This is a genomic window from Guyparkeria hydrothermalis (assembly GCF_023555375.1).
In the GTDB taxonomy this organism is placed as follows: domain Bacteria; phylum Pseudomonadota; class Gammaproteobacteria; order Halothiobacillales; family Halothiobacillaceae; genus Guyparkeria; species Guyparkeria hydrothermalis.
On sequence record NZ_JAJSEE010000004.1, the window covers coordinates 48,328 to 75,296 of the forward strand.

Genomic DNA, 26,969 nt, shown 5'->3' on the forward strand with positions numbered 1-26,969 from the left:
CACGATCCGCCATGACGCATGGCCGCCTGCGCGCTGGCGTCGGTGGGATACGACGAACCTGTTAGAATACCCGGCCTTTTAAGGCCCGGGTTATGGCCCTAGCCATTGCCCGGGCCGAACGCACCCTGTGCGTACGGATCCGGCCACCTTGCACCTTGGCCACCCCTTCCCCAACACTGGACCCCATCTGGGCCAGCGTGGCCGACCGCGACTCGAGGAGATACCCATGGAAAAACAACGCTTGCAGAAGGTCCTGGCGGCCATGGGGCTGGGCTCGCGTCGCAAGATCGAGAACTGGATCGCCGAGGGCGAGGTGCGGGTCAACGGCCACGTCGCCACGCTGGGCGACCAGGCGGGCCCCGGCGACATCATCGAGATGGGCGACAAGCGCATCCAGGTGCCCGACGTGCGCCCGGTACGCCGCGTGTTGATTTACCACAAGCCCGAAGGCCAGATCACCGCCAACCACGATCCCGAGGGCCGCCCCACGGTTGCCGAAAACCTGCCGCCGATCCGCGAGGGTCGCTGGATCACCGTGGGCCGGCTCGACTTCAACACCAGCGGGCTGCTGCTGGTCACCAACGACGGCGAGCTCGCCAACCGCCTGATGCACCCGAGCTACGGCATCGAACGCACCTACGCCGTGCGCGTGTTCGGCGGGTTGAACGACGAGCAGCAGAAACAGCTGCTCGAGGGCGTCGAACTCGAGGACGGGCCGGCGAGCTTCAAGCGGCTGGTCGACGCCGGCGGCCAGGGGCAGAACCACTGGTACCACGTCACCCTGCACGAAGGACGCAACCGCGAGGTCCGCCGCATGATCGAGGCGGTCAATGGCGCGGTCTCGCGGCTGATCCGCATCAGCTACGCCGGGGTCGCCCTGCCGCCGCGCCTGCGCCCCGGCAAGGTCCAGGAACTGGAACCCGGGATCGAGGCGGCCCTGGCCGAACTGGTGGGCCTCAAGCCCGAGACCCGGCACAAGACGCTCGGGCGCCACGACGCCCGCCGTGCCCACAAGCCGTTCAAGGCCGGCCGCTCGGTACGCGATGGCAAGCGGAACGCCAAACCCGGCCGAGGCGGCCAAGCTCGTGGCAAGGGCAGCGGCCCGGTTGCCCATTCGCTCAAGCGCGAGACCACCATCAAGCCGGCCAGTTCGCGCCGCAAGGGCGGCGGCACCACCAATCGCCGCCGCGGCACCAGCCGCTGACACGCACCCATCGGCTTGAAGCCCGGCCGCCGGGCACCAATACTGGGGAGACCATGCAAGAACACCATTCGCTGACCAACCAGCTCCTGATCGCCATGCCGAACCTGGAGGACCCCAACTTCAGCCACAGCGTGACGTACATCTGTGAAGACAACGACGAGGGCGTGATGGGCATCACCATCAATCGCCCGCTGGAGCTCGACCTCGGCGACATCCTCGATCACATGAACATCACCTGCACCGACCCCGACGTGCGCGGCCGGCAGGTATTCATGGGCGGACCGATCGCCCTAGAGCGTGGCTTTGTCCTGCACGCCCCGCACGGCGGCTGGGAATCGACCCTCGAGGTCACCGACCGCATCGGCCTGACCACCTCCAAGGACATCCTGCAGGCGCTGGCCGACGGCGCCGGTCCCAAGCAGGCCATCGTCGCGCTGGGTTACTCCGGCTGGAGCCGCGAGCAGATGGACCGCGAGATCGCCGAGAACAGCTGGCTCAATGTCGAGGCCACCGAGGAAATCCTGTTCGACCAGCCGGTCGAGGAGCGCTGGACCACCGCGGCAAGCCAGCTGGGCATCGACATCAACCTGCTCTCCGGCGAGGCCGGTCACGCCTGATGACCGACCAGCCGATCGCCGATGCCCCCCTGCAGGTGCTGGGATTCGATTACGGCGAATGGCGAATCGGCATCGCGATCGGTGACCGACGCATCGGCAATGGCCGACCGCTGACCACCCTGCACAACCGCAACGCCGACCAGATCGACTGGAGCGCTATCGAGGCGCTGGTCGACGAATGGCAACCGGATGCGCTCGCCCTGGGCTGGCCCATCGACGACGCCGGGCGCTGCTACCCGCAAGCCGCGGCCATCCGCCGCTTCGGCAACCGCCTGCGTGAACGCAGCCAACGGCCGGTGTTCGTGGTCGACGAGCGCCTGAGCTCCGAGCAAGCCACCGAACGGCTGGGTCGGCGCGCCATCGCCCGCGACGAGGGGCGCATCGACGCCATGGCCGCGGCGGTCATCCTGGACACGTTCTTCGCGCAAGCCGCCCCCCGTCCCATCGAGGCGGTCACCAAGGCCGAGGTCACGCAGAACCTGGTCGAGACCCCGAGCGCCGCGCGGCGTTGATACAATCCGCAGCAACCCACTTCACCGGACCCCACTTCGATGACACAGACCGATCGCCTGCTGCCCGTCAACGAGGCCATCGAGCGGCTCGAGCGCCAGATCCGGGCCGAACGCCGCGACGGCGCGCTGGTCGACCCGCTGATCGTCGGCATTCACACCGGCGGGGTCTGGGTGGCCGATGCCCTGCATCGCGCGCTGGACTGCCAGGAGCCACTAGGTCGGTTGAACATCACCTTCTATCGTGATGATTTCAATACACTTGGCCTGCACCCGCAGGTCAGCCCCTCGGATCTGGCGGTGGACGTCGACGGCCGCGATATCATCCTGGTCGACGACGTGCTGTTCACCGGCCGCACGGTGCGGGCGGCGATGAACGAGCTGTTCGACTACGGCCGCCCACGCCGGATCGCCCTGGCGGTGCTATACCAGCGCGACGGCCGCGAACTGCCGATCTGCGCGGACTGGGCCGGCCAGGAACTGAACCTCGGTCCCGACGAGCAGATCCACGTCGACGGGCCGGACCCGATGACCGCCCGCCTCGTATCGAGCAAGGAGAGCTGAGCGCCATGGCCGTGAAATTCGTCCGCCCCAAGATCCCGAAATTCGCGCCCGACCCATGGGCGATCCAGTTCGACGAGAAGGGCCACCTGCGCCACCTGCTCACCATCGAGGGCCTGGGGCCGCAGTGGATTACGCGCATTCTCGACACCGCCGAGGGCTTCGTCTCGGTCACCGACCGGGAGATCAAGAAGGTGCCGCTGCTGCGCGGGCGGACCGTGGTCAACCTGTTCTTCGAGTCCTCGACGCGGACCCGCACCACCTTCGAGCTCGCCGCCAAGCGCCTGTCGGCCGACGTGCTCAACCTCAATCTGGCCACCTCGGCGACCAAGAAAGGCGAAAGCCTGCTCGACACCTTGCGCAATATCGAGGCGATGCAGGCCGACATGTTCGTCGTCCGCCACGAGCAGTCCGGCGCGGCCCATTTCATCGCCCGCCACGTCGCCCCGCATGTCTCGGTGCTCAACGCCGGCGACGGCTGGCACTCGCACCCGACGCAGGCGCTGCTGGATGCCTTCACCATCCGCCGCCACAAGGGGGATTTCACCCCCCTGCGGGTGGCGATCGTCGGCGACATCCGCCATTCGCGGGTGGCACGTTCGCAGATGCATGTGCTCAACTCGCTCAACGTCGGCGAGCTGCGCGTGATCGCCCCGCGCACCTTGATCCCCACCGACGTCGAGAAACTCGGCGTACGCGTGTTCCACGACATGCGCGAAGGCCTCCGGGACGTCGACGTGATCATCATGCTCCGCCTGCAGCGCGAACGCATGGAGGCCGGCCTTTTGCCCAGCGAGGAGGAGTTCTACCGCCTCTACGGCCTGACCGAGGAGAAGCTCGCCTGGGCCAAGCCCGACGCGATGGTCATGCACCCGGGCCCCGCCAACCGAGGCGTGGAAATCGAATCGTCGGTGGCCGACGGGCCGCAGTCCGTGATTCTCGAGCAGGTATCCAACGGCATCGGCGTGCGGATGGCGGTAATGAGCCTGTGCATGAGCGCCAATCGGGGAGAGAACGCATGAAGGACGCACCCGAGAACCTGGGGCTGGACTACGACCCGGTGCGCCACCCGGAGGGCTGTCGCGAGGGCATCGACTGCGATCGCTGGGTCATCCGCGGCGCCCGGCTGCGTGATCCGTCGAATGGGCTGGATACCACCAGCGATATCTATCTCGGTGGCGGGCGCATTGTCGGGATCGGCGAGGCACCCGGCGACTGGCCGACCGATACCGCCGAGCATGTCTGCGCCGAGGGCCACTGGCTGATCCCCGGCGTGATCGACGGCTGGGCGCGCCTGCGCGAGCCCGGTTGCGAGCACAAGGCCACCATCGCCACCGAGAGCGCCGCCGCGGTCGCCGGCGGGATCACCACCGTGGTCATGCCCCCTGATACCTCGCCCGTACTCGATACCGTCGCGGTCGCGCGCTACATCAAGCGTCGCGCCCAGTTGGCCGGACGCGCCCGCGTGGTGGCCATCGGCGCGATGACCCAGCAACTGGGCGGCGAGCTGCTTGCCGAGATGGCAGCACTCGACGCCGGCGGCTGTGTCGCGATCTCGAATGCGCACTACCCCTTCCAGGATCTGCGCCTGATGCGCCGCGCGCTGGAATACGCCGCCACCTTCGACCTGCAGGTGCTGCTCCAGCCGCTCGACCCGTCGCTCTCCGCGCGCGGCTGCGCCCACGACGGCGCCGTGGCGACCCGGCTGGGCTTGCCCGGCCTGCCGGTCTCGGCCGAGACCGCCCCACTCGCCCAGCTGATCGCGATGATCAGCGAGACCGGCGCTCGGGTGCACGTGCCCATGCTCTCCTCGGCGGCGGCTCTCAAGCTGGTCGAGCGCGCCAAGGCTGACGGGTTGCCGATCACCGCCGGCGTCTCGGCCCACCACCTGTGGCTGACCGAGATGGACACCGACGCGCTCGACCCCAACGCCCACGTCATCCCGCCGCTGCGCACCATTCGCGACCGCGACGCCTTGCGCCGCGGGCTGGCCGAGGGACTGATCGACACGGTGGTCTCCGACCACCAGCCGCACGAACCCGATGCCAAGCTCGCGCCCTTCCCGGAGACCGAGCCGGGCATCTCGGGCCTCGAGACCCTGCTGCCGCTGGTGCTCAAATTGGTGGAGGAAGACGTCATCGGCTTCGACCGAGCCATCGACGCCCTGACCACCCGCCCGGCCGCCCTGTTCGGTCTCAACGATGCCGGCTCGATCGCCGTGGGTCAGCGCGCCGATCTCGCCCTGATCGACCCCGACGCGATGTGGAGCCTCGGCTCGACCGGCATGGCCAGTGCCGGCGAGAACACGCCCTTTGCCGGCTGGGACTTCGCTCACCGCGTCGAGGGCACCTGGGTCAACGGTCGGCGGGTGTTCCTGCGCGAGGGATGACCCCTGCCCGGCCGCGGCCGCTATGCCGTGGCCCGACCTTGGGCCCTCTCAGGGCGAGGTGACCTGGAACTGGCCCACCAGCTGGTGAAGCTTGTTGGCCGTGTGGCCGACCAGCTCCGAGCTGTTCTTGAGCCCGTCGATCTCCTGGTTCATCTCCGTGGTCACGTCGGCAACGCTGCGTACGGTGTTGCCGTGCTGCTGGCCGCTCTCGTCGATCTCCTTGATGATGCCGAACATCTCCTGAACGATGTCGTGCAGGCCACTGTTGTCAGACGAGGCATCCTCGGCCAGCTTGAGGCTGTTGTCGACGTCCTTCACGCCGTTTTCCATGAAGCCGACCGCCTGCTGGGTTTCGCGCTGGATGCCCTCGATCATCGTGCGGATGTCGTGAGTGGCCGTTGCCGTGCGACCGGCGAGGCTGCGTACCTCCTCCGCGACCACCGAGAAGCCACGACCGTGCTCGCCTGCCCGGGCGGCCTCGATCGCCGCGTTCAGCGCCAGCAGGTTGGTCTGATCGGCGATCTCGGTGATCACCTGGACGATCTTGCCGATCTCGGTGGTGCGATTGTCGAGCGAGTGCACGGTCTTCGCCGACGTGTCGACCACGTCGCGGATCGCCTGGGTACCGGCACGCACCGACTCAAATCGCCCCTTGGCCTCGGCGACCACCCGATCCATGGTGGCCTTCATCTGCTCGGCGGTGCTGGCGGCACGCTGAATTTCCTCTAATTGCGCTTCCACCAACGAAAGCATGTCCCAAGCCGACTCCGAGACGGTCGAGGACGTCCGCTGCACCATCGCATTACGTTCAAGCATCTCGCTGTTTGTCTGTCGCACCTCATCCGCCGCCTCGATAACCTGACCCACGATGCCGTCGAGATTGTCGATAAAGCTGTTGATCCAGCGCCCCATGTCGCCAGTCTCGTCGGCCGCCATCCGCTGGGTGTCCAGCCGCTGGCGCAGGTTCCCCTCACCCTCGGCGATGGTGCGAATCACGTCAGTCATCTGATTAAGTCTTCCGGACAGGCGCGCCGGACCCAGCCGGTAGAACATGATTGAGCCGAACAAGAGCATCGCGAGGCTCACGCCGTCCACCGCCCAGGCAGATAGGTCGGTCAGGTGCTGAACGGCAATGGTGGGTGCGACCACCAGCAACACGGTACCCAGATAGAGTCGCATCAGGCGGTTGCTGACCGACCGGCGGCGATAGACCTCCTCCAGATCGCCCTCGCACATCATCCCCCAGCGATCCGGCGAGCCGGGCAACTGGAACGTCACCCCCTTGCCGATCACCGGGAAGTGCCGGTAGTCCGAATAGCCGGGGTAGGTGATGAACAGGTTCTCGCCCTTGCGCATGGTCTCGCGCACACCCGGGTGTAGCTGGCCGGTGGCCGGGTCGGTAAAGCGCAGCTCCAGCTCGGTGTGGTTCTGCACCTGCACGGTGCCGAACTTGGTGTGGATGCCGCTCTTGAGGTTCTCGCCGTGGGCGAAGGTGTCGTCCTCGAAGCGCGAGCGCGACAGCGCGGTACCGGGCTGGATGCTCGGGTCGAACCTTGACTCGACCATGAACAGGTAGTTGTCGCCCGATTCCGGGTAGATGTGCCCCGCCTCGCGCTGGATCAGGTCACCGAGCACGTCATTCGGTACCCGACCGCAGACGCAGCCCAGCACCTCGCCGTCGCGCTCGATCGGCTGGTAGAACATCAGGGTCACCGCATCGTGAAAGCGCGAGCTCGACGGGCCCAGTTCCAGCGTGCGCCGGTCGCTGTACGGTCCATGCAGGAAGGGCGCCTTCAGGCCCTCCTGGACGGCGCGCCTGTCCAGGGCATGAGCACCATCCAGGTAGCTGTGGCTGGATGCGACGACCTGCCCATCGCAATCGACCACGAACAACTCGGAGAAATCCGGCGCGATCCGACGCTTCTCCTGTAACAGGTCGGACGCGACCTCCGGGAATGCGGTGGCGGTCGTTTCCGCCAGCCCGGCCATGTGATCCCACTGGTTCCGCGCCCAGAGCTGCAGCAACTTCTTTCGCGTCGCCGCGATGCCTTCGAATGTCTGTTCCACCACCGGGTACATCTTGCGGTTGCGAAAGCATGCTCGCCCCATCGCCAACTTGCCGGTGGCACCGAACCACGGCAGCCAGCGGCGTTCGGCCGGGGAGAGATTCATCGAAAGGCTTTTCAGTTGCATGCACTTGCTCTGCTCTATTGGATTTGCGCCCCCTTTGAGCAAAAAATGGGCCAGACGAATATGGCGTCATGGCGACATTTGAGCGCGCAAACGCACTGGTCGTGTGCATTAGAGAATCAGTAGCTGCTTATTTGCACTGGATTGGTGCGCGAGGTGCGTTTGCACGGCCGGTCGCTCGGCCGCGGGTCGCCACCCGACATCCGTGCCGCTGGACGCATACCCGGTGACCGAAGTGCACGACAACGACTGACTCCGGGATCGAAGGGGGCGCCCGAACGGAGACGAATGCGTCGATTAGTAGGGCACTAGCGCTTGTCCTGGAGGATGCGGCGGATGATCTCGCCGGCGACGACGTGACCAAACAGGTTGGGCAGGTAGCTGATCGTTCCATTGACCGCGCGCGGTTGGCTGCCGTCGTCGGTCGGCTGGTGCGGGGCCGGTTTGCGCGGGGTTTCGGTGGAGTAGACCACCGGGAAGTCGACCGGCGCTCCCGCCTTCCTGAGCTTGCGCCGCAGCACCGCGCCCAGTCCGCAGCCGTGCACCCGATCAAGGCGCCCGACCTGTATCTGGCGCGGGTCGATGCGATTGCCCGCCCCCAACGCGGTGAACGTGCCGCGTCCCTGCGCCCGGGCGACGGCCAGCAGGCGCGCCTTGACCGCGATCGAGTCGATACAGTCGGCGACGACATCCGGCTGATGCTCCCCGAGAAACGCCTCCACGCCCGAGACGTCGAGGAAGTCGGCACTGGGCACGAGCTCGATGTCGTCTCGAATCGAGGCCAGCCGCTCGACGGCCACCTCGGCCTTGCCGCGCCCCAACACCTCGCGGGTGGAGAACAGTTGGCGATTGAGGTTCGAGGCGGCGAACGTGTCATGGTCGAGCAGGATCAACCGCCCCACCCCGGCGCGGGCCAACGACTCGGCAGCCGCTCCACCGACGCCGCCCAGCCCGGCGACCAGCACACTGGCCGCGCGCAAACGGGCGATGCCCTCCTCTCCAATCAGCAGTTCGGTACGTTCGTCGACGGGGTTGATGGCAGTCACGGCAGGCAATCCACGTGGATGAGAATGATTAAGGAAACTCTGCACGATTCGATGACGTCTCTGCGGGACCTCCAAGGGCCCAGGTGCAAGGCGCAGTCCGCCGTGAAGGGCCGTCGCCCTTTACAAGGGCTGAAACGCCGCAGATGGGCCCTTGGAGGCCCGCCCGGATGGGGCTCGCGGGTTTGCCCGCACTCGGCGTTGCCGTCCCTCGACGGGCAATGAGCCCGTCTTCGGGCCGGCGCCTTGATTGCGAACAAACCCGCGAGCCAGAGATGCCATCGAATCGTGCAGAGTTTCCTTAGGAGGCGGCATTGTAGCGAAGCCGGCCCTTGAAGAGCTGCCGGACGTTTCGGTCGATGCGTTCGCGCAGTTCGCTCTCGTTGCAACCGCGCAGGGTGGCCAGCGCGGCGAGGTTCTCGGGCAGGTAGGCGGGCAGGTTGCGTTGGCGGCGGTGCGCGTGACCGGGCTGGTTGGGCGCATCGGTCTCGAGCACCAGCGACTCGAGCGGCAGCTCTTTGACCATTCGGTGCATGCGGTGCGCGCCGGGGTGCGTGATCGCCCCGCCCACCCCGATGAAAAAGCCCTGGTCGACGAACTGCTCGGCCTGCTGGCGCGAGCCGGTAAAGCCGTGGACCACGCCGCCGGCATGACGACGCCGGCGCAGCCAGTACAGCAAGCGGTCGGCGGACTTGCGCTCGTGCAGGATCACGGGCAAATCGTGGTCGGCGGCCCAGTCGAGCTGGGCGGTGAACAGGGCGTTCTGCACCTCGGCGTCCAGACCGGCACGCTCGAAGTCGAGCCCGATCTCACCCACCGCGATCGGCGCATCGGCCGCCTCCCATTGCCGTTCCAGGCCGGCCACGGCCGCATAGACGCCCACCCGATCACTCCACCACGGGTGCGTACCGAATGCCCCCCAGGCCGACAGGCCGGCCGCCCGGGCCGTGGCCATCGCCCGGCACTGGGCCGGGAAGTCCGCCGGCGAGACACCCACCGCTACGACCCCCGTTACGCCGTGGGTCCGGGCCTGCCCCAGCACCTCGGGCAGGTCCGCGGCGAAGGCGGCCGCCTCGAGGTGGCAATGGGTATCGATCAGCTCCACGACGGACCTCCTGCTTTCAACCGGGGCGAGATTGCCGCGACCACCGCCATCGGGCTCAAGAATGCGGCGCGACGGTCGATTCTAGAGGGTAGTGCCGAATCACGTCGGGGCGGGCGCGCCGCATCCCGGCAAACGGGTCGGCAATGCTATCGTTTACCCAGACCAACGTGCCACTGCACGGCCAAACTCGAGGACCGCGACACTTGAATCCCAGCACGCTACTCGGCATGTTCTTCGGCCTGGCCATCGTGGTCGCCGCGATCGGCCTCTCCGCCGAGGACCCGTCCAACTTCCTCAACCTGCCGGGCCTGTTGCTGGTGGTCGGCGGCACCGTGGCCGCGACCCTGGTGAGTTATCCGCTGCACGAGGTGCTGCGCGTGTTCCGCGTGTTCGGCATCGTGCTCAAGAACGAACGCCTGTACGCCGAGCGCGACATCAACGAGCTGGTCGAGGTGGCCAAGCTCAAGTTCCAGGGCCAGATCAGCCGGGCGGACGAGAAGCTCAACCGCATCAAGAACCCGTTCCTGCGCTCGGGGATGCAAATGGTGCTCGACGGGGCCTCCTCGGAAGACCTGATCACCCTGATGCAGTGGCGCATCTCACGCATGCGGGCCCGCGAGCGGGCCGAGGCGCAGATCTTTCGCACCATGGCGACCTTCGCCCCGGCCTTCGGCATGCTCGGCACCCTACTCGGGCTGATCAACATGCTCAGCGCCATGGATGCCGACCAATTCGGTGCCATCGGCACCAACATGGCACTCGCCCTGATCACCACGCTCTACGGCATCCTCTTGTCGAACATGCTGTTCAAGCCGATCGCGCTCAAGCTCGAACGGCGTACCGAGCAGCGCGTGATGCTGATGAACATGATGGTCGAGGGCGTGCTCTTGATGCAGGAAGACCGCTCACCGGCCTTCATCCGCGAGACCTTGGGCTCGTTCCTCGCCCAGAGCGAGGACGAACTGCGTGACGGCGAGCCCCCCTCCAAGCGGGCCAGCGGCCGCCGCGAGAGCCCGCGCCGGCGACCGAGGCAGGCCAGCGAGTGAACGGCGTGACCAGCGACCCCAGCGCCCACGAGATCGAGCTCCAGGAGGCACGGGTCGCCGCCGCGGCTCGCGACGGCGGACGCCCGTGGAGCGAGGGCTGGGAGCCGGACGTCCGCCAGGTCGAGGACGACCAGAACTACTGGTTGCTGACCATGGTCGACCTGATGACCCTGCTGCTGACCCTGTTCGTGCTACTGGCCGCCTATGCCTATCAGCACAAGGCGCAGAACCCGGTCGAGCCGGGCAGTGGCGCCCAGACCGACCAGCCGGCGAACACCGATCGCCCGGCGGCGAGCGATGCCACCGGCGAGACCGATCCACCCGAGGTAGTCATCGGCGGGAACAAGCCGAACCCGGATGCCCGTACCGCCAGCGGTGATGCCCTGATCGGCGAGCGGCACGAACGCCTGTTCGCCGAGCCGGGCGATGCCGAATCCCACCAGGAAGAGCCCGAGGGTCCGGCCGGCGATGGTGACCAAACGCCGGCCGAGGAACGGGCGGAGGCCCAGGCGAGTGCGTTGGCCGGTCGATTCGCGGACATGGGCGACGATGTCGAGGTCTCGACCATCGCCGATCGCGTGCAACTGCGCGTCAAGGACAATATCCTCTTCCCCACCGGCGAGGCGGGGCTCTCCGGTCCCGGACGCGCCCTGCTCGCCCGGTTGGCCGATCGGCTCGACGGCAGCGACTATCGCATCACGGTCGAGGGGCACACCGACAACCGCCCCATCCAGACCTGGCGCTACCCGTCCAACTGGGAGCTGTCGGCGGCGCGGGCCGCGGCGGTGGTCCGCCAGCTGATCGACGCCGGTATCCGCCCGGGACGACTGCACGCCGTGGGCCTGGCGGACACCCAACCCATCGCCGGCAACGACACGGCCACCGGCCGCGCGGAAAACCGCCGCGTCGACCTGGTACTGGAACTGCCCGCTACGGAGGACCGCCGATGAACGCTCCCCGCCCGGACCACGATGACTGGACGCTGCACCCGCGGCTCAAGGCCGACAGTTTCCCGATCATCCAGCATGGACGCCTGCAGTTTCGCCTGATCAACGACCGACGTTTCGTCTGGGTCCTGATCGTCCCGATGCACCCCGGCGCCGAGCAGCTGCACCAACTTTCCGCCGACTGGCGCGAGGAGACACTGACGGGCCTGCAGGCCCTGAGCGAGACGCTCGAGCACCTGTATGACCCCGACCGGCTCAACGTCGGCGCCATCGGCAATCTCGTCGACCAGCTCCACGTGCATTGCGTGGTCCGCCGCGCCGACGACCCGGCGTGGCCAGGCGTGGTGTGGGGCGCCGGCACGCCCGAGCCGATGGAACCGATCGAGCTGCTGGCCCGGGTCCAGCCGATCGCTGCTGGACTCGGCGATGCCCTTGCGCGACACTCTGAGCGCCCCACGTAGTGCGGGCCGGCCCGCCCCGGGCCGGATCAACGGAATGCGACCGAACAAGGAATCAGGACGACCCGAATGCGACTGCTCCCCCTGCCGCTGCAATTTCTGATCTTCATCCTCGCCCAGCTGGCTCTCAGCGCGGGCCTGGTGTTCTATCTGGGCAACCTCGCCCAGTCGAACGTCGAGACCTTCGCCGAGGCCAGCCGCGGTTTCGTGGAGACACACAAGTCGATCGAACAGATCCGCAACGAGTACGCGGGCATCGCGGCCAAGGTCGAGCGCGAGGTCACCGGGTTCGCGCCAGGGGCGCGCCGTGACGTCTCGGGGCTTAAGACCGAGCTCACCCAGATCGCCTCCGCGGTGCGCGGCAGTGTCGCGCTGGCCCCGCTGCGCGAGAACCACCCCGGGGCGATCAATCAGCTCGCCGACTCGATCGAGGCGCAGTCACGCAGCCTGGTCGAGGCCAACCAGAACGTCGCCTCGGCCTCCGCCGACGAGATCGCGCGCATCCAGACACGCCTGGCCGAGCAACGCGCGGCGATCATGACCGACGGCTTCGGGGGCCTGATCGACGCGGCCAACGAGGAGCTCGAGGACACCATGCAGGCCATCCGCGGGGCCAACGCGGCGGTCACCGAGAACTACCAGCTGGTCCTGATCGTCTTCGTCGCCCTGCAGGCCCTGCTCCTGATGCTGGTGCTCTGGCTGACCAACCGCCAGATCCGCCGGCTCGCCGACATCACCGAGCGGATCGTCGCCGGCCAGCAGGCATCCGCCGGCTCGCAACAGAAGCGTCGTGACCAGCTTGGGCGCATCGCCCGCGCGGTGCAGCAGTTCCGCAGCTCGCTGGTGAGCCTGTCCAACTCCCGCGAGCAGCTCCAGGCGATGCTCAAGAAGCACGACAAGGAGGCCATGAGCCGCCGGCGCGCCGAGGATTCGCTCGCGTTGACCGCCTCGGTGTTCGACGAGGTGCAGGAAGCGGTGCTGGTCACCGACATCCAGGGCATCGTCACCCGTGCCAACCCGGCCGCCGAGTCGTTGCTGGCGATGAGCACCACCAAGCTCGCCGAGCGGCCCCTGCTCGAGATCCTGCTCGACCAGCCCAGCCGCGTGATCGCGCCGATCTGGAAGCACGTGCTGGACAAGGGCGAGTGGCGCAGCGAGATCGAGTTCACCCGACCGGAAGACGGCAAGACCCTGATTGCGCTGGTCTCGATCCGGCTGGTGGGCGAGGCGCGCGAGAAGCGCGGCCACGTGATCGTGGTGATCAACGATCACACCGAAATCCGCGCCCGCGAGAACGAGGTGCTGGCGCTGGCCCGCCAGGACCGCGTCACCGATCGGCTCAACCGTGGCTATTTCGTCCAGCAGGTCGATACGCAGATCCAAACGCACCCGGACCAGCCTTTCGCCCTGGTCTCCCTGGGCCTGGACGGTTTCACGGCATTCAACGAGGCCCTGGGTCGGCGCTTCGGTGACCGCATCCTCCGGGTCATGGGCGACCGCCTTGCCGAGATCACCGAGCCGCGCTCCCTGCTCGCCCGCATCGACGGCGACGAATTCGCCTTCCTGGTGTTCGCCGACAAGGGCGAGGACCTCGAAGCCCGCGTCGACGAGGTCATGCGCCAGGCCCATGCCCACCTGACCCAGCGGGTCGAGCTCGCCGGCTACCGCCTCGACATCCGTGCCAGCGTCTCCTCGGCCCAGTTCCCGGCCGAGGGGCAAACCGCCGAGGAGCTGCTGCGCATCACCGACAACGGCCTCTCCCAGGCCAAGGCCGAGGGTGGCAACCGCATCATCGGTCACGCCGAGGGCCATACCCACGCCGCCCAGCGGCGCTTCGAGCTCACCCAGGCACTGGGCAAGGCGCTGGGCAACCGCGAGATGCGCGTGCACTACCAGCCGCAGGTCTCGCTCGCGAGCGGCACCCTGGTGGGCTTCGAGGCGTTGATGCGCTGGCGCTACCGCGGCGACTGGATCTCCCCGGGCGAATTCATCCCGCTGGCCGAGGAGCACAACCTGATCGGCGAGTTCACCGAGTGGGCCCTCAACAACGCCTGCCGCCGCGTGGCGGACTGGCAGCGCCAGGCCGGCCAGGAACTGACCATCTCGATCAACGTCCCGCCGCAGCTGCTGCTGCTCGACAAGGTCGACGAACGGTTGATCGAGCTCGCCAAATCGGCCGGCTTGCCGACCTCCTCGATCGTGCTCGAGATCACCGAGAGCGATTTCGGCTCTGACCCGACCCTGCTCGCCGAGCGCCTGCATCAGCTGGCGATGCACGGGTTTGCCATCGCGATCGACGACTTCGGTACCGGCCACTCCTCGCTTGCCTACCTCAACAACCTGCCGATCTCGAAGCTCAAGATCGACAAGCAGTTCGTCGACGAGATCGAGCGCAGCGAGGATGCCCGCAAGCTGCTGGAGTCGATCCTTGCGATGGCCGAGAAACTCGAGTTCGAGGTGGTCATCGAGGGGGTCGAAACCCCGCAGCAGCTCGTCGAGCTACGCAAGTTCGGCAGTCGCCTGCAGATCCAGGGCTTCGTCTTCTCGCGCCCCTTCGACGAGGACTACTGGGACGGCGAATTCATGCACGGGAATATCCCGAGCTACCCGGTCCCCGACATCCAGCCAACGCGCCAGGCCGACTGACGGTGTACGTCCCGAGAACGAAAGGCCCGCTGCCGCAACACGCGACAGCGGGCCTTTTTGATCGATGGCGCGATCGACCCGACCGCGTGACCGAGTGTCAGTGCGCCTCGTCCCAGGACTCGCCGATCCCGATGCCCACCTCGAGCGGCACGCGCAGGTCGGCCGCCCGGATCATCGTGCGCTCGATCTCGTCTGCCAGCGAGGTCGCCTCGTCGGCGGGCACCTCGAAGATCAGCTCGTCGTGCACCTGGATGATCATGCGCGCCCGCCCGGTCGTCACCACGTTCGCGTGCAGGGCGAGCATCGCCCGCTTGATGATGTCGGCCGCCGTGCCCTGCATCGGCGCGTTGATCGCCGTGCGCTCGGCGTATTGGCGGCGCTGGCCGTTGCGGCTCTTGAGCTCCGGCAGGTAGAGGCGGCGGCCGAAGACCGTCTCGACAAAGCCGCGCTCATGGGCCCGCGCCCGGGTCTCGTCCATGTAGCGCGCCACGCCCGGGTAACGGGCGAAGTAGCGATCGATGTAGTCCTGCGCCTCCGTACGCCCCACCCCGATCTGGCGCGCCAGGCCGAAGGCGGACATGCCATAGATCAGCCCGAAGTTGATCGCCTTGGCGGCACGCCGCTGCTCGTCGCTGACCTCGCCGCCGTCGGCGAACACCTCGCGGGCGGTCGCGCGGTGGATGTCCTCGCCCTGCTCGAAGGCCTTGAGCAGGCCCTCGTCCCCCGACAGGTGCGCCATGATGCGCAGCTCGATCTGCGAGTAATCCGCCGAGACCAGCTTGTGGCCGGGCGAGGCGACGAAGGCCTTGCGAATCCGCCGCCCCTCCTCGGTGCGCACCGGGATGTTCTGCAGGTTGGGGTTCGATGACGACAGGCGCCCGGTGGCGGTCACCGCCTGGTGGAACATCGAGTGCACGCGCCCGGTGTCGGGGTCGATGCGCTCGGGCAGCCGGTCGATGTAGGTGGTCTTGAGCTTGGTCAGGCCGCGATAGTCGAGGATCAACTGGGCGAGCGGATGCTCGTCGACCAGGGCGGACAAGGCCTCCTCGTTGGTCGACGGCTCGCCCTTGGGCGTCTTGACCTTCACCGGCAGCCCCATGCGCTCGAACAGGATCGACTTGAGCTGCTTGGTCGAACCGAGGTTGAAGGCCTCACCGGCAATCTCGTGGGCCTGCGATTCAATCGCCGCGATCCGTTCGGCAATCGCCTCGCCCTGGCGCGCCAGCTGCTCGCTGTCGATCGCCACGCCGGCGCGCTCCATGGTAAACAGCACCGGCACCAGCGGCCGCTCGATCTCCTCGTAGACCGCCATCAGCGACGGCGTCTCGGCCAATCTCGCGCGCAGGCGGTCGGCCAGCTGCAGGGTGATGTCGGCATCCTCGGCCGCGTAGGGGGTGGCCACGTCGATCTCGATCTGGTCGAAGGTCAGCTGCTTGGCGCCCTTGCCCGCGATCTCCTCGAAGGTGGTGGTCTGGTGCGAGAGCTCGCGGGAGGCGAGCGTGTCCATGTCGTGGCGCGAGGCGGTCGGGTCGAGCACATAGGACTCCAGCATGCTGTCGTCGACCAATCCGGCGAGCGTGATGCCGTGGTTGGCGAGCGCGTGCATGTCGAACTTGGCGTTCTGCAGGATCTTGGTGGGGCACTCGTCCTCCAGCCACGGCTTGAGGCGGGCAAGCACCTGGTCGCGATCGAGCTGCGGCTCGACCCGTTCGCCGTGGGCATCCACGTGGGCGAGCGGCACGTAGATCGCCTCGTGCGGATCGATGGCAAACGACAGACCGACCACCCGATTCTGCATCGGCTCGAGGGAATCGGTCTCGGTGTCGAAGGCCACGCGCGGCGCCGCCTCGATCCGCTCGATCCACTGGTCGAGCGCCGCTACGTCGGTGATGGTTCGATAGTCGGCCTCAGGACGTTCGACCGTCTCGGTCACGCCCTCTCCCTCGACGAGACCCTGCTCACCGAACCAGCGGCGCAACGAGTTGAGCCCGTAGCGATCGGCCAGCGCCAACCCGGTCTGCACGTCGGCCGGCTCGATCACCAACTCATTCAGCCTCACCGGCAGATCGCAATCCGTGCGAATGGTGACCAGTTCGCGGCTGATGGGCAGGAACTCAAGCGAATCGCGCAACGACTGCCCGACCTTGCCCTTGATCTCCTCGGCGTGCCGGATGATCCCGTCGAGCGAACCATACTGGTTGATCCACTTGGTCGCGGTCTTCGGCCCGCATCCGGGCACGCCGGGGATGTTGTCGACCTTGTCGCCCACCAGGGCGAGAAAATCGATGAACTGCCCCGGGTGGATGCCGTATTTCTCCTCGACGGCGGCCACGTCGGTGGTCTTGTTGCTCATCGTGTTGACCAGGGTGACGCCGGGCGCGACCAGCTGGGCGAAATCCTTGTCGGCGGTGGCGACGATCACCTCCTCGCCATTCTCGCGCGCCTCGTGCATCAGGGTGCCGATCACGTCGTCGGCCTCGACCCCCTCCACGCACAACAGCGGAAAGCCCAGCGCGCGCACCAGGGCATGCACCGGCTCGATCTGCACCCGCAGGTCGTCGGGCAGCGGCGGCCGATGGGCCTTGTAGTCGGGGTAGATGTCGTCACGAAAGGTCTTGCCCGGGGCGTCGAAGACCACCGCCATGTGGCTGGGCGCGGCCTCGCGCCGCATCTTCAAGAGCATGTTGACCACGCCGTGGATGGCCCCGGTGGGCGTGCCATCGGGCGCGTTCAGCGGCGGGAGGGCGTGAAAGGCGCGGAACAGGAAGGAACTGCCGTCGACGAGAATCACGGGTCCGTTTCGATCGGACATGGTAGGATTTGCCCCTTTTTTCAATACCGTGGATATCAGGCCGGTACTATGCCACAGGCGGCACGGGCGCTGTGGATCACGCCGTCCTCGGTAACGGGCCCGGACGACCGATCCGGGCGGCCAAAAGCCACATCCCGAAACACCTCGGCGTCACGCGGTTTTGCATGAGCAGAAAGCTACCCAATCATCCCACCCGACTCGACCAGCAACAGCGTCTCTCGCAGGAGTCCTGGAAGGTCTTCCAGATCATGGCCGAGTTCGTCCACGGTTACGAGACGCTCGCCAGCATCGAGCCGGCGGTCAGCATCTTCGGCTCGGCGCGCTACAAGGAAGACAATCCCTGGTACGCGCTGACCGTCGAGGTCGCCGAAAAGCTGTCCAATGCCGGCTTCTCGGTGATCTCCGGCGGCGGCCCGGGCATCATGGAGGCGGCCAACAAGGGCGCACAGGCCGGCGGTGCGCCCAGCGTGGGACTCAACATCGCCCTGCCCCACGAGCAGATGGACAACGACTACCAGGACGTCTCGCTGCATTTCCAGCACTTCTTCGCCCGCAAGGTGATGTTCGTCAAGCACGCCTCGGCCTACGTGGTGATGCCCGGCGGCTTCGGCACCCTCGACGAGCTGGCCGAGATCCTCACCCTGGTGCAGACCGGCAAGTCGCGCCGCATTCCGATCGTCCTGCTGGGCAGCACGTTCTGGCAGGGGCTGATCGACTGGTTCGGCGACCAGCTCCTGGGCGAGAAGACCATCGCCGCCGAGGACATGCAGCTGTTCACCCTGTGCGACACGGCCGACGAGGCGGTGGACGCGATCTTCGATTTCTACCGAAACCGCGGTGTCACGGCGACCGAGGAAGAGCAGCAGAAACTGCTCGACCTCTGAGCCGGGCCAGCCAATGCCGGCCAGCCAATTCCAGCTAGCAACCCCGGGCCACCGACGCCGGGCAAACCCAAGCAACGAACGAGACCGACATGTCCGTTTTTACCAAGGTCGATACCGAACAACTCGCCACCTTCCTGACCCGGTTCGACTGCGGTGAGCTGGTCGAGCATCGCGGCATCGCCGCCGGTATCGAGAACACCAACTACTTCGTCACCACCACCGGCGGACGCTACGTGCTCACCCTGTTCGAGAACCACGGCGCCGACGAGCTGCCGTTCTTCCTCGACCTGATGGCCTATCTGGCCGAGCACGACATCCCCACCGCCCACCCGGTGCCGACGCGCGACGGGGCCTACCTGACCGAACTCAACGGCAAGCCCGCGGCCCTGGTCCAGCGCTTGACCGGTGCCTCGCTCGATCACCCGGACCCGGCGGCCTGCGCGGCGATCGGCCACACGCTGGCGCGTTTCCATCGCGTCTCGACCGACTTCCCCGAGTACCGCGCCCCGGATCGCGATCTGGCCTGGGCCGAGACCGTGGCGCGCCAGCTGCACGAGAAGGCCAGCGACGACGAGCTCGCGCTGCTCGACGACGAACTGGCCTTCCAGCGCGGCCAGTCGCGGGCGGACCTCCCGCGCGGTGCGATCCACGCCGATCTGTTCCGCGACAACGCCCTGTTCGACCACGGCGAACTCACCGGCATCATCGATCTCTACTACGCCTGCACCGATGCCCTCGCCTACGATCTCGCCGTGACACTCAACGACTGGTGCGTCGACGAGCGGGGCCAGTCCCGCCCGGCCGAACGCGACGCCCTGCTGGCGGGCTATCTCGCCGAACGGCCCCTAAGCCGGGCCGAGCAGGCGGCCTGGCCGGGCCTGCTGCGCGCCGCGGCGCTGCGCTTCTGGGTCTCGCGCATGCAGGATCAGTATTTCCCGCGCGCCGCCGAAATGACCTACATCAAGGACCCGACACCGTTCCGCCGCATCCTCGAGGCGCACCGCGCCGCCGGCGATCGGACGCGAACGTGGATCGAGTCCAACCAGCCCGACGAGGCCAACCGATGACGCCTGCACCGTCTTCCTGTCGATTGAGTCGCCTGGTCGATCGTCTCGACCGGGTCAACGAGTGGATCGGCCGAGTGGTCGCCTGGCTGGGCCTGGCACTGACGCTGACCGTCTTCGGCGTAGTGGCCCTGCGCTACGGCCTCTCGGACAGCAATCAGTGGCTGTCCGAATCGATCACCTACTGGTTCGCGCTGCTGTTCATGCTCGGCATGGGCTACACCTATCGCCACGACGGCCACGTGCGGGTCGACGTGCTCTCGCGCAATGCCCGCCCCAAGACCCGCGCCTGGATCGAGATCATCGGCGTGATCGTCCTGCTCTGGCCGGTCTGCCTGTTCATCGGGATCAGCAGCCTCGAGTACGTCGGCAACAGCTGGGCGATGCGCGAGGGCTCGCCGGAGCCCGGCGGCATCCCGCTGCTGTATCTCCTGAAGACCCTGCTGATCGTCATGCCGGCCCTGCTCTTCTGGCAGGGACTGGTCGAACTGCTGCGCCACGTCGCCGTCCTGCGCAACGAGCAGCCCACCGAACCCGAGCACGGCTCGATCAAGGAGGGCATGTAAGGCATGGAATGGCTGCTGCTCCTGATGGTGCTGACCATCTTCGCCGCGCTGATGAGCGGCTTTCCGGTCGCCTTCGTGCTCGCCGGCGTCTCGCTGGTCTTCGCCGGGATCGGGACGCTGATCGGCGTCTTCGACCACGGCCTGATGAGCGCCATGCCCAACCGCCTGTTCGGCATCATGCTCAACCAGACGCTGGTGGCCGTGCCGCTGTTCGTGCTGATGGGCGTGTTGCTGGAGAAGGCGCGGGTGGCCGACGACCTGCTCGAGAACATGAGCGCGCTGTTCGGCCGCCGCCCGGGCGGGCTGGGGCTGTCGATGATGCTGGTCGGCGCGATCCTCGCGGCCAGCACCGGCATCGTCGGCGCAACCGTGGTGACCCTGGGCCTGATCGCCCTGCCCGTCATGCTGCGCCGCGGCTACGACCCGCGCCTGGCCTCGGGTTCGGTCGCGGCCGCCGGCACGCTCGGGCAGATCATCCCGCCCTCGATCATCCTCGTGCTGCTGGGCGATCAGCTGTCCAACGCCTACACCCAGGCCCAGCTCGACCAGGGCATCTTCTCGCCGGAGACGGTGGCCGTGGGTGACCTGTTCAGCGGCGCCCTGATCCCGGGGCTGATCCTGGTCGCGGCCTATGCCGCCTACATCCTGTTCGTCGCCTGGCGCCAACCCGAGCGCGTGCCGGGCCTCACGGAGGCGGAACTGGCCGAACGCCCGCCGATCAGCCGCCTGCTGCTCGCCCTCGCCCCGCCCATCCTGCTGATCGTGCTCGTGCTGGGCTCGATCATGTCCGGCATCGCCACCCCGACCGAGGCGGCCGCGGTCGGCGCGGTCGGCGCCCTGCTGCTCGCCGCCGCCAAGCGGCGCCTGAGCCTGCCCGTGCTCCACGAGAGCCTGACCGGCACCCTGCGCGTCACCGCGATGGTGTTCCTGATCTTCATCGGCGCCTCGATCTTCTCGCTGGTCTTCCGGGGCTTCGGCGGCGACGCGATGGTCCACGACCTCCTGTCCGGACTGCCGGGTGGGGCCATGACGGCCCTCCTGATCGTGATGGTGATCGTGTTCCTGCTTGGCTTCATGCTCGATTTCATCGAAATCACCTTCGTGGTCGTGCCGATCGTCGCCCCGGTGCTCCTGATGATGGGCATCGACCCGATCTGGCTGGGCATCCTGCTCGCGGTCAACCTGCAGACCAGCTTCCTGACCCCGCCGTTCGGCTTTTCGCTGTTCTACCTGCGGGGCGCGGCACCCAGGAGCATTCGCACCGGCCAGATCTACCGCGGGGTGTTGCCGTTCATCGCGATCCAGCTCGCGGTGCTCGCCCTGCTGGTCATCTTCCCGGACATCGTCACCTGGCTCCCCGAGACCCTTGACGTCCGCACGCCCTGACAGCACGACGCGGCCGGGACTGGCACCGATCGAGCTGGTCGGCCGTGACGAGCGGCTGCGGATCGACTTCCCGCTCGCGCTCGCGCCCATGGCCGGGATTTCCGATCGCCCCTTTCGTCAGCTGTGTTTCGACCAGGGTGCGGGGCTGGTGGTCAACGAGATGATCAGCAGCAAGCCGGACCTCAGGAACACGCGCAAGAGCGAGCAGCGCCGCATCCGCGCCGACGACCCGGAGCCGCGAGCCGTCCAGCTTCTGGGCAACGAGCCCCATGATCTCGCCGAGGCCGCCCGTCAGGCGTACCGCGACGGCGCGCAGCTGATCGACCTCAACCTGGGCTGTCCGGCGAAAAAGGTCTGCCGCAAGGCGGCCGGTTCGGCCCTGATGGCCGAACCCGACACCGTCGCCCGGCTGCTCGAGGCGGCCGTCGAGGCCGTCCCCTGCCCGGTCACGCTCAAGATGCGCACCGGCCCGGACGAGGACTGGCGCAACGCCCCGGAAATCGCGCGGATCGCCGAGGAGGCGGGCATCGCGATGCTCTCGATCCACGGCCGTACCCGAGCGCAGAAGTACACCGGGCACGCCGAGTACGACACCATCGCGCGGGTGGTCGCCGAACGGCGCATCCCGGTGCTGGCCAACGGCGACATCGAGTCGGTCGACAAGGCCGTCGAGGTCCTGGCCTCGACCGGCGCCGCCGGCCTGATGATCGGACGCGCCGCCTTCGGCCGACCCTGGCTATTCGCCCAGCTGCGCGCCGCGCTGGAAGGCCGCCCCGTGCCATCCGAGCCCGGCCCCATCGACGTCATGGGCTTCGTCCGCGAGCAATTCGAGAATATTTATCGCCATTACGGAAATGTGATGGGCGTGCGCATCGCGAGGAAGCACTGGGGGTGGTATTCTTCGCGGCTACCGATTGCCGAAGGGACGCGCAAGGAGTTCAACCGACTGGAGACCATCGAGTCCCAGCGCCGGTGGCTTGACCGGCGGGAGGCCGAGCTTCGCAGCGTATCGAGTCCGTCCGCCGCGCCGAGTGCCTGAACGGCCCGCGGAACGCTCGAACCAGGGAACACGCGACGACCACGGAACGATCCGGTCGTCCCGGTTTCTCGTGGCCCTGTCCGCCCCAATGCCGCGTTGTTGAAAAGAATAATGACCTACTCATCCAGCACCGCCACTGCCGAGTCCAACGTGTCGTCACTCAACGGCAGCGCCCGTCGCGCGGCCGAGTGCCAGCGCGACGTGCACGAGACCATCATCGATGCGCTGGACATCCTCTGGGATGCCTTCGAGGAAGACCAGCCCAGCAATCTCTACCAACTGGTCATGGGCCAGGTCGAACGCCCCCTGCTCGCCCGCGTGCTCGAGCGCTGCGACCACAACCAGAGCCGGGCGGCCGCCTGCCTGGGCATCAATCGCAGCACCCTGCGCAAGAAACTGCGCGACCACGACCTGATCTGACCCCACCTGACGCTTTTCCTCCCGCCTGACCGGCCCACTCGTCCGGTTTTCCCACCCTCTCGATCGGCCCTCGACACACCCTCGTGGCAATGCCATTTGAGCCAGCTGTTGCATCGGCGCAAACGCCGGCGGCATGCGCTCCCCGGCTCGGGAAATTCTGCACGAATGCCATACCGCTCTGCGTGCCTTGAGCCGGGCAGATGCAAGGCGCTCGTCCGCCGCGGAAGAGTTATTCTCTTTCCAAGGACGACAACGCAGTAGATGCCCGGCTCAAGGCGCGCCCTGCGGGGCCTGGCGAGTCGCCCGTGCTCCGCGTTGCGATGTCTTGACGTGGCTACCGGCACGCCGGCGACATCGCGCCTTGATCACGAACGACTCGCCAAGCCAGAGTGGCATGGCATTCGTGCAGAGTTTCCCCTGATAAAAATTTGCTTTGACCGGTCGAAAAAACGCGGTATAACGCGCCGGAAAATCGGCTGGTCAGCCCCGGGATCGGGGCGCCGGCCCGGGCGCCGCGTCCGGGACCCATGATGGCCTGCAGGACTTGGCCATGACCGTCGATCGATGCCAACGCGACCTCGCCGAGGTTGCCTTGAACGTGTTGATCACGCAGGTACATCATGAGCAAAGAAAACGACTATCAGGACCTCGACGATTGGGACGACACCGACGTCGAGGACGACGATCAGAACAGCGACTCGCTGCTCGACAGCATCAAGGGAACCAAGGACGCCCGCCGCCGGCTCGACGACCTCCTCGAGGAACGTCGGCTGCGCGCGCAGATGACCGACGATTTCTAGATCACGTGATCTAGACGTCTCGGGCCGCGGGCCGCCGCCAATCGGAGACGCCCCATGCCCGACGCCCGCCCGAATCCAGCCCCTGTCCCGCACCGGGGCGTGCTCGCCATCGGCCTGCTCGGCGGACTGCTTGCCGTCATCCTCGCCGCCCTCGCAGCCCATGGCCCACTGGCGCCGACCGATGTGACCGGCCAACGCCAGATCGACACCGCCAACCTGCTGCATTTCGTGCACGTTCTCGCGTTGATGTTGCTGGCCTTCTGGCCCGGCCCGGGCCCCTGGCGTCTGGTCACCGCCGCCTGCTGGATCGCGGGCACGCTGCTGTTCAGTGGCAGCCTCTACGCCCTCATCCTGTTCGGCCAGGCCTGGCCCGGACTGGTCACCCCGCTGGGTGGACTGCTGCTGATGCTCGGTTGGCTCGCCTGGCTGACCGGCGTTATCCGGGCGAAAAAGGCACCCTAGGACCGGCTACAAAACAGAAAAGTACAGAATCAAAAAAAGGCCGACGCCCTCCAGGGGACGTCGGCCTTTTGCCTCCAGTGGCGAGGCGCCAGCCCCGCGCGTCAGGGCCGATCCAGCACCCGGCGGCATTCGAGGGGAAAGACCCTCTACTTGCCCGCGTAAAAGTGGGCCCGGAAGTCCTCGCGGAAACTGGCGTGGCAATCGAGGCAGGTTGCCTGCAGATCCGCAAAGGCCCGTATTACCTCGCGACCGTCCTCCATCGCCGCCACGTCGGCGAGATCGGCGGCCGCCTGGTGCGCCGCGTGATCGTAGTCCTGGAATTCGGCTCGACGGTCGCCGGCAAAGGCCATGATGCGTTGCCGCTCCTCGGCCGGTGGGCGCGGGTGATCGGCGATCGCCCGGGCCTCCTTGGCCACCCACCGCCAATCCTCGTGGTTGATTGCCTTCACGATCCGTTCGGTGTGCTCGCCCAGTACCTCCATGGTCTCGTGGAACTCGTGCACGCCCGCGTGATCGTGCTCGTCCTTGCTTGCCTGCGCCTGGCCAACGGCCAGGTTCATGGCCGGCAGGAGCAACACGGCCAACAGGCCCACCATGGGCCGTTCGAGAAATCCTTTCATGGGGTCACCTCCATGGGTTGGGGAAACTCTGCGCGATTCGATGGCATCTCTGGCTCGCGGGTTTGTTCGCAATCAAGGCGCCGAACCGAAGACGGGCTTATTGCCCGTCGAGGGGCGGCAACGCCGAGTGCGAGCAAACCCGCGAGCCCCTTTTCGGGCGGACCTCCAAGGGCCCATCTGCGGCGTTGCAGCCCTTGTAAAGGGCGACGGCCCTTCACGGTGGACTGCGCCTTGCATCTGGGCCCTTGGAGGTCCCGCAGAGACGTCATCGAATCGCGCAGAGTTTCCCTAGCATTCAATGCGACACACCCGATTTTATGCCAAGCCGATGCGTCCCGCCCTGGGTGATTTGACGCGAAGCGCTGTGTGTTATGTACAGCCAGGCGCTGTCGGGCTGCGTACCGGGCCGGATTGCGGTACCATCCGCGTTTTTGCGCCAGGAATACCATGTCCCAATCGACCTTCGAATACGATGACCTGATTCGCTGCGCCAAGGGCGAGATGTTCGGCCCCGGCAACGCGCAGCTGCCGCTGCCGCCGATGCTGATGTTCGATCGCATCAACCTGATCACCGACGAAGGCGGCGAGTACGGCAAGGGCGAGATGCAGGCCGAGCTCACAATCCACCCGGACCTGTGGTTCTTCGGCTGCCATTTCGAAGGCGATCCGGTCATGCCCGGCTGTCTGGGCCTCGATGCCATGTGGCAGCTGGTTGGCTTCTTCCTCGGCTGGAGTGGCGGCAAGGGTCATGGCCGTGCGCTGGGCGTGGGTGATGTAAAATTCTCCGGACAGGTCTTGCCGAAAAACAAGAAGGTTGAATATCGTGTGCAGATGAAGCGCGTGATCATGCGCAAGCTCACGATGGGCATCGCCGATGCGCAGATGCTCTGCGACGGCGTCGTCATCTACGAGGCCAAGGATCTTCGGGTAGGACTGTTCACCAGCACAGAAGCACTTTCGGAGTAACTACTCAATGCGCCGAGTCGTCATCACCGGCATGGGCATCGTGTCCAGCCTGGGTAACAACTGCCAAGAGGTGCTCGCCTCGCTCAAGGAAGGTCGTTCGGGTATCGAACGCAACCCCGAGCAGGTCGAGCACGGCTTTCGCTCGCACGTTGCCGGCACCCTCAAGATCGATCCGTCCGAGCACATCGACCGCAAACTGCTGCGCTTCATGGGCTCGGCGGCCGCCTACAACTACCTGGCGATGAAAGAGGCGATCGAGCAGGCCGGCCTGACCGAGGAGCAGGTCTCCAACCCGCGCGCCGGCCTGATCACCGGGTCGGGCGGTTCCTCCTGCGAGAACATCGTCGCCACCGCCGACATCGCCCGCGAGCGCGGCATCAAGCGCGTCGGCCCGTACATGGTCACCCGCACCATGGGCTCGACCACCTCGGCCTGTCTCGCCACGCCGTTCAAGATCAAGGGCATCAACTACTCGATCAGTTCGGCCTGCTCCACCTCCGCGCACTGCATCGGTGCCGGCGTCGAGCAGATCCAGTTCGGCAAGCAAGACGTGATCTTCGCCGGCGGCGGCGAGGAGCTGCACTGGTCGCTGTCGGCCATGTTCGATGCGATGGGCGCCCTGTCCTCGAACTTCAACGACACGCCCGACAAGGCCTCTCGCCCCTACGACGTCGACCGTGACGGCTTCGTCATCGCCGGCGGTGGCGGCATGGTGGTGCTCGAGTCGCTCGAGCACGCCCAGGCCCGCGGCGCGACCATCCTCGCCGAGGTCACGGGCTACGGCGCGACCTCCGACGGTTACGACATGGTCCAGCCCTCCGGCGAAGGCGCGGTGCGCTGCATGCAGCAGGCCCTGTCGACGGTCGAGGCGCCGATTGACTACGTCAACGCCCACGGCACCTCCACCAAGGTCGGCGACCTGCGCGAGCTGCAGGCGATGACCGAGGTCTTCGGCGATCACCAACCGATCGTGACCTCGACCAAGTCGCTCTCCGGCCACGCGCTGGGTGCCGCCGGCGTGCACGAGGCGATCTACTCGCTGCTGATGATGCAGAACAACTTCATCGCCGCGTCCGCCAACGTCGAGACCCTCGAACCCGAGGCGGAGAACGCCAACATCGCCACCGAGAAGCTCGAGGGCCAACAGATCAACACGGTCCTCTCCAACAGCTTCGGCTTCGGCGGCACCAACGCCTCGTTGGTGATGCAGCGCTTCGAGGGCTGATCCACGCCCA

The 26,969-nt window shown here is 66.9% G+C and carries 25 protein-coding genes; 20 read left to right on the forward strand and 5 right to left on the reverse strand.

Annotated features, from left to right (window positions below; translation table 11 throughout):
• The first annotated feature begins 226 nt into the window (after window positions 1-226).
• From rluB to LV475_RS06580, 6 genes are read left to right on the forward strand one after another with little or no spacing between them, the layout of a single operon-like run.
• Window positions 227-1,204, forward strand: a complete 978-nt coding sequence (rluB, locus tag LV475_RS06555; protein ID WP_136866972.1) for a 23S rRNA pseudouridine(2605) synthase RluB — start codon at window positions 227-229, stop codon at window positions 1,202-1,204.
• 53 nt (window positions 1,205-1,257) lie between these two features.
• Window positions 1,258-1,821 carry a YqgE/AlgH family protein gene (locus LV475_RS06560; RefSeq protein WP_136866973.1) on the forward strand — a complete coding sequence of 188 codons (564 nt, stop codon included), beginning with the start codon at window positions 1,258-1,260 and terminating at the stop codon, window positions 1,819-1,821.
• Window positions 1,821-2,333 carry a Holliday junction resolvase RuvX gene (ruvX, locus tag LV475_RS06565; RefSeq protein WP_136866974.1) on the forward strand — a complete coding sequence of 171 codons (513 nt, stop codon included), beginning with the start codon at window positions 1,821-1,823 and terminating at the stop codon, window positions 2,331-2,333. Before LV475_RS06560 ends, ruvX begins: the two co-directional genes overlap by 1 nt.
• 39 nt (window positions 2,334-2,372) lie before the next feature.
• Window positions 2,373-2,894 (forward strand): bifunctional pyr operon transcriptional regulator/uracil phosphoribosyltransferase PyrR, encoded by a 522-nt coding sequence (gene pyrR, locus LV475_RS06570; protein WP_136866975.1) that lies wholly within the window; start codon window positions 2,373-2,375, stop codon window positions 2,892-2,894.
• Window positions 2,895-2,899: 5 nt separating this feature from the next.
• Window positions 2,900-3,913 carry an aspartate carbamoyltransferase catalytic subunit gene (locus LV475_RS06575; RefSeq protein ID WP_136866976.1) on the forward strand — a complete coding sequence of 338 codons (1,014 nt, stop codon included), beginning with the start codon at window positions 2,900-2,902 and terminating at the stop codon, window positions 3,911-3,913.
• Entirely contained in the window at window positions 3,910-5,280 is a 1,371-nt protein-coding gene (locus LV475_RS06580) for a dihydroorotase (RefSeq protein WP_136866977.1), read from the forward strand. Before LV475_RS06575 ends, LV475_RS06580 begins: the two co-directional genes overlap by 4 nt.
• 48 nt (window positions 5,281-5,328) lie before the next feature.
• Here LV475_RS06580 and LV475_RS06585 read toward each other — a convergent pair whose 3' ends face one another.
• The 3 genes from LV475_RS06585 to LV475_RS06595 all read right to left on the reverse strand — a co-directional run bounded on the left by LV475_RS06585 (window position 5,329) and on the right by LV475_RS06595 (window position 9,618).
• On the reverse strand, window positions 5,329-7,473 hold the full coding sequence (locus LV475_RS06585; protein WP_250105978.1) for a methyl-accepting chemotaxis protein: 2,145 nt from the start codon (window positions 7,471-7,473) through the stop codon (window positions 5,329-5,331).
• Window positions 7,474-7,778: 305 nt separating this feature from the next.
• Complete coding sequence (locus LV475_RS06590; RefSeq protein ID WP_250105979.1) at window positions 7,779-8,516, reverse strand: tRNA threonylcarbamoyladenosine dehydratase; 738 nt, start codon at window positions 8,514-8,516, stop codon at window positions 7,779-7,781.
• Between the two features lie 298 nt (window positions 8,517-8,814).
• Window positions 8,815-9,618, reverse strand: coding sequence for a TatD family hydrolase (locus LV475_RS06595; protein WP_169303604.1), 804 nt, complete (start codon window positions 9,616-9,618; stop codon window positions 8,815-8,817).
• Window positions 9,619-9,821: 203 nt separating this feature from the next.
• Here LV475_RS06595 and LV475_RS06600 point away from each other — a divergent pair, with 203 nt between their 5' ends.
• From LV475_RS06600 to LV475_RS06615, 4 genes are all read left to right on the forward strand, one after another.
• Window positions 9,822-10,664 carry a motility protein A gene (locus LV475_RS06600; protein ID WP_136866980.1) on the forward strand — a complete coding sequence of 281 codons (843 nt, stop codon included), beginning with the start codon at window positions 9,822-9,824 and terminating at the stop codon, window positions 10,662-10,664.
• Between the two features lie 5 nt (window positions 10,665-10,669).
• A complete protein-coding gene (locus tag LV475_RS06605; protein WP_136866981.1) occupies window positions 10,670-11,614 on the forward strand; it encodes an OmpA/MotB family protein in 945 nt (314 codons plus the stop codon).
• Complete coding sequence (locus tag LV475_RS06610) at window positions 11,611-12,072, forward strand: HIT family protein (RefSeq protein WP_136866982.1); 462 nt, start codon at window positions 11,611-11,613, stop codon at window positions 12,070-12,072. Before LV475_RS06605 ends, LV475_RS06610 begins: the two co-directional genes overlap by 4 nt.
• Before the next feature lie 66 nt (window positions 12,073-12,138).
• Window positions 12,139-14,715 (forward strand): putative bifunctional diguanylate cyclase/phosphodiesterase, encoded by a 2,577-nt coding sequence (locus tag LV475_RS06615; protein WP_136866983.1) that lies wholly within the window; start codon window positions 12,139-12,141, stop codon window positions 14,713-14,715.
• Between the two features lie 97 nt (window positions 14,716-14,812).
• Here the strand turns inward: LV475_RS06615 and polA are convergent, their stop codons facing one another.
• Window positions 14,813-17,527 (reverse strand): DNA polymerase I, encoded by a 2,715-nt coding sequence (gene polA / locus LV475_RS06620; RefSeq protein ID WP_136866984.1) that lies wholly within the window; start codon window positions 17,525-17,527, stop codon window positions 14,813-14,815.
• A 164-nt stretch (window positions 17,528-17,691) separates the two neighbouring features.
• On the opposite strand from polA, the gene LV475_RS06625 reads away from it, so the two are divergent.
• The 8 genes from LV475_RS06625 to LV475_RS06660 all read left to right on the forward strand — a co-directional run bounded on the left by LV475_RS06625 (window position 17,692) and on the right by LV475_RS06660 (window position 24,148).
• Entirely contained in the window at window positions 17,692-18,411 is a 720-nt protein-coding gene (locus LV475_RS06625; RefSeq protein WP_136866985.1) for an LOG family protein, read from the forward strand.
• 89 nt (window positions 18,412-18,500) lie between these two features.
• Complete coding sequence (locus LV475_RS06630; protein ID WP_136866986.1) at window positions 18,501-19,478, forward strand: homoserine kinase; 978 nt, start codon at window positions 18,501-18,503, stop codon at window positions 19,476-19,478.
• Window positions 19,475-20,041, forward strand: a complete 567-nt coding sequence (locus tag LV475_RS06635; protein ID WP_250105980.1) for a TRAP transporter small permease subunit — start codon at window positions 19,475-19,477, stop codon at window positions 20,039-20,041. Before LV475_RS06630 ends, LV475_RS06635 begins: the two co-directional genes overlap by 4 nt.
• A gap of 3 nt (window positions 20,042-20,044) precedes the next feature.
• The gene (locus tag LV475_RS06640) at window positions 20,045-21,427 is read left to right on the forward strand and encodes a TRAP transporter large permease (RefSeq protein ID WP_250105981.1); all 1,383 of its coding nucleotides are present in this window, start codon (window positions 20,045-20,047) and stop codon (window positions 21,425-21,427) included.
• A gap of 55 nt (window positions 21,428-21,482) precedes the next feature.
• Entirely contained in the window at window positions 21,483-22,466 is a 984-nt protein-coding gene (gene dusB / locus LV475_RS06645; protein ID WP_430886866.1) for a tRNA dihydrouridine synthase DusB, read from the forward strand.
• A 111-nt stretch (window positions 22,467-22,577) separates the two neighbouring features.
• On the forward strand, window positions 22,578-22,886 hold the full coding sequence (locus tag LV475_RS06650) for a helix-turn-helix domain-containing protein (RefSeq protein WP_136866989.1): 309 nt from the start codon (window positions 22,578-22,580) through the stop codon (window positions 22,884-22,886).
• 620 nt (window positions 22,887-23,506) lie between these two features.
• Window positions 23,507-23,686: a PA3496 family putative envelope integrity protein gene (locus LV475_RS06655; RefSeq protein ID WP_136866990.1), complete on the forward strand. Its 180-nt coding sequence runs from the start codon at window positions 23,507-23,509 to the stop codon at window positions 23,684-23,686.
• A 54-nt stretch (window positions 23,687-23,740) separates the two neighbouring features.
• Window positions 23,741-24,148, forward strand: coding sequence for a DUF423 domain-containing protein (locus LV475_RS06660; protein WP_136866991.1), 408 nt, complete (start codon window positions 23,741-23,743; stop codon window positions 24,146-24,148).
• 146 nt (window positions 24,149-24,294) lie between these two features.
• Here LV475_RS06660 and LV475_RS06665 read toward each other — a convergent pair whose 3' ends face one another.
• Window positions 24,295-24,768 carry a cytochrome c gene (locus LV475_RS06665; RefSeq protein ID WP_250105983.1) on the reverse strand — a complete coding sequence of 158 codons (474 nt, stop codon included), beginning with the start codon at window positions 24,766-24,768 and terminating at the stop codon, window positions 24,295-24,297.
• A gap of 447 nt (window positions 24,769-25,215) precedes the next feature.
• On the opposite strand from LV475_RS06665, the gene fabA reads away from it, so the two are divergent.
• Window positions 25,216-25,734 (forward strand): bifunctional 3-hydroxydecanoyl-ACP dehydratase/trans-2-decenoyl-ACP isomerase, encoded by a 519-nt coding sequence (gene fabA, locus LV475_RS06670; protein WP_136867047.1) that lies wholly within the window; start codon window positions 25,216-25,218, stop codon window positions 25,732-25,734.
• 7 nt (window positions 25,735-25,741) lie between these two features.
• Window positions 25,742-26,959 (forward strand): beta-ketoacyl-ACP synthase I, encoded by a 1,218-nt coding sequence (gene fabB / locus LV475_RS06675; protein WP_136867046.1) that lies wholly within the window; start codon window positions 25,742-25,744, stop codon window positions 26,957-26,959.
• The last annotated feature ends 10 nt before the right edge of the window (window positions 26,960-26,969 follow it).